At 65.6% G+C, this 2,619-nt stretch carries 3 protein-coding genes and 1 pseudogene; 1 reads left to right on the top strand and 3 read right to left on the bottom strand.

Annotated features, from left to right (window positions below; genetic code table 11):
* The 3 genes and pseudogenes from ABNS06_RS13530 to ABNS06_RS13520 form a co-directional block, all read right to left on the bottom strand.
* Window positions 1-550 (bottom strand): annotated as a pseudogene (locus ABNS06_RS13530) (arsenical-resistance protein); the annotation flags it as partial.
* A 42-nt stretch (window positions 551-592) separates the two neighbouring features.
* A complete protein-coding gene (locus ABNS06_RS13525) occupies window positions 593-1,060 on the bottom strand; it encodes an ArsI/CadI family heavy metal resistance metalloenzyme (protein ID WP_348675121.1) in 468 nt (155 codons plus the stop codon).
* Window positions 1,057-1,386 carry a metalloregulator ArsR/SmtB family transcription factor gene (locus ABNS06_RS13520; RefSeq protein ID WP_348675120.1) on the bottom strand — a complete coding sequence of 110 codons (330 nt, stop codon included), beginning with the start codon at window positions 1,384-1,386 and terminating at the stop codon, window positions 1,057-1,059. Before ABNS06_RS13520 ends, ABNS06_RS13525 begins: the two co-directional genes overlap by 4 nt.
* A 194-nt stretch (window positions 1,387-1,580) precedes the next feature.
* Between ABNS06_RS13520 and ABNS06_RS13515 the strand changes: the two genes are divergently transcribed.
* A complete protein-coding gene (locus tag ABNS06_RS13515; RefSeq protein ID WP_348675119.1) occupies window positions 1,581-2,468 on the top strand; it encodes a bile acid:sodium symporter in 888 nt (295 codons plus the stop codon).
* Window positions 2,469-2,619: the final 151 nt, after the last annotated feature.

Below are 2,619 nucleotides of genomic sequence, written 5' to 3'. Positions count from 1 at the left end.
CCACCGACAGCAGCAGCGTGTCCCAGGGCACGGTGATCGACGCCAGCCCCAGCAACAGGCCGACGATGGGCGCGAACGCAAACACCATGATCACGTCGTTCAGCGCCACCTGGCTGAGCGTGAAGTGCGGCTCCCCGTCGGAAAGATTGCTCCACACGAACACCATCGCCGTGCAGGGCGCCGCCGCCAGCAGGATCAGCCCGGCGATGTACGAGTCGATCTGGTCGGCGGGCAGGTAGTCGCGAAACAGGGTCGCGATGAACAGCCAGCCCAGCAGCGCCATCGAGAATGGCTTGACGGCCCAGTTCACGAACAGCGTGACGCCGATGCCCCGCCAGTGCGCGCGCACCTGATTCAGCGCGGCGAAATCGATCTTCACCAGCATGGGGATGATCATCAGCCAGATCAGCGCGGCAACCGGCAGGTTCACGCGCGCGAGCTCCAGGCCACCAATGGCCTGGAACGCGCCAGGCAGCAGGTGCCCAAGCGCGATGCCGACGACAATGCAGGCCGCGACCCACAACGTGAGATAGCGTTCGAAGATGGACATGACCGGGTCTTGATTCAGCCTTCGATGACGTGGGGGCGGCGATCAGCCACAGCAGGCCGTCTTCGCCTTTGGCTCCGGTTTCGCCGTCGGGCAGCACACGCCGCTGGCGGGCGAGGCCTGCGGCTTCGACTTAGCCCCACCGAACACCGGAATCTCCGCCAGCGTGTGGAAGGTCTCCCAGGCGATGCCCGCCGGATCGGCGATCCAGTGCTTGTTGGAATTGGCGTAACAGCAGGCCGCATCCGCCTCCTCCACCGCGCCCAGGTCGGCGCGCTCCGCCTGCTCGCGCAGCGCCGTCAGCTCATCCTCGCTGTCGACCTGAAAGCCGAGATGATTCACGCCGGTCTCGGCGCCCCGGGCGGAGATCGCGAAGTTGACGCGTGGATCGTCCAGCATCCACTTGGCGTAGTCCGGTTTGGTCACCGTGGGCTCGGCGCCGAACAGCTTGTTGTAGAACGCGATGCCCTGGTCCAGATCAGGCACCGCAACGTGCACATGAAAGCGTTTCATTCCACCGTCTCCTCACATTGGGTTGGCAGTTCACAGCCGGCTTCGCCACCGCAGCAGTTCTCGGTGAGAAAGCCCAGCAATTCGTTCATGGCGGCAAAGTCCACCGAATAGAAAATGAAGCGACTCTCCTGCCGTGCCTGAATCATCCCGGCGTTGCGCAGCTCCTTGAGGTGAAACGACAAGGTGGCCTGTGCGATGCCAAGACGTTCGGCCAGCACGCCCGGATTCAGACCGGCGGGACCGGCCTGCACCAGGGCGCGAAACAGCGCCAGACGGGTTTCCTGCGCCAGGGCGGTGAGTCGAACGGTGGCGGTTGCGTTATCCATATTTCCATTATCATGGAAACGTCGAAATTTAAGCAAGTGAAATCAGCATGACCATGCACGGCCGTTCCGACGCCGCGCGCCGCCCGGTCGCTCAGGTCAAGGCGTTGGCCGCCACCCGCGTGTAGGCTCGGGCTCCGGATGCGGGGTGATCACAGCCCGGCGCAACACACCAGGGACGGGAACCGGGACAAGACATGTCTGACTTTTATCTGGCGCATGAATACTGGTTCGCCGCCGCGCAGCTCGTGCTGGCGATGCTGGGCATGGGTGCGACGCTGACGCTGGCCGACTTCCGCCGCGTGTTCGCGGACCCGCAAGGCTTCGGCGTGGGCATGGTGCTGCAACTGCTCGTCGCCCCGGCGCTGGCCTGGGTGTTCATCGACCTGTTCGGCGTCGGACCCGGCCTGGCCGTGGGGCTGGCGGTTTGCGCCGCCGTGCCGGGCGGCACGGTGTCCAACGTGTTCACCTACTTCGCCCAGGGCCACATCGCGCTGTCCATCGCGCTGACCGCGGTGGCCACCGTGGCCTGCCTGATCACCACGCCGCTGATTCTCGATCTGCTGGTCTCGCACCACATGCCGGCCGGCTTCGACATGCCGTCGGGCCGCATCGCCGTGGAGATTGGCGCCACCCTGCTGCTGCCGCTCATCCTCGGCATGCTGTATCTGCGGGCACTGCCCGCCAGCGCCGCCACATTCTCCAAATGGTGTATCCGCGGCTCGCTGTTCGTGATCGGCCTCATCGTGATCGGCGCGCTCACCGCGGGCCGGCTGGACCTCGAAAGCTTCGGCCTCGTGAACGTCGGCTATGTATTCGGGTTCGTGCTGGCGCTGGCCGCTGTCTCGTATGGGGTGCCGCGCCTGATGGGCCTGTCCAGCAGCGACGTCACGGCGATCAATGTCGAGGTGACCGTCCGCAACACCAACCTCGGCCTGCTCATCAAGGCCTCGCTGTTCCCCGCCGTGGTCGGCACCAGCGACCCGGTGGGCGACAACACCCTGTTCGCCATCCTGCTCTACGGCGCCCTGATGCTGTTGCTCAGCGCCGCGCTCATCCCCTGGCATCGCAGACGCAACGCCTGAGCCCCCCGCACGGCGAACGCGGTATCGTGCGGGCATTGCACATGCTCAGGGGAACCACGTTGAACCGACTCGCAGCCTCCGCGGCCTGCCTGCTCGCTGGCATTCTGCCGGCGCAGGCGCAGGACGCACCGGAACCCGAATCCAACCGCTT

Origin of the sequence: uncultured Abyssibacter sp. (assembly GCF_964000955.1) — a bacterium.
Classification (GTDB): Bacteria; Pseudomonadota; Gammaproteobacteria; order Nevskiales; family OUC007; genus Abyssibacter.
This window is presented reverse-complemented; position numbering and strand designations above follow the sequence as displayed.

What these genes read in the sequence shown, in the direction of transcription:
- ABNS06_RS13525 (WP_348675121.1), bottom strand. Translation starts at nt 1,060, where the DNA reads ATGAAACGCTTTCATGTGCACGTTGCGGTGCCTGATCTGGACCAGGGC.
- ABNS06_RS13520 (WP_348675120.1), bottom strand. Translation starts at nt 1,386, where the DNA reads ATGGATAACGCAACCGCCACCGTTCGACTCACCGCCCTGGCGCAGGAA.
- ABNS06_RS13515 (WP_348675119.1), top strand. Translation starts at nt 1,581, where the DNA reads ATGTCTGACTTTTATCTGGCGCATGAATACTGGTTCGCCGCCGCGCAG.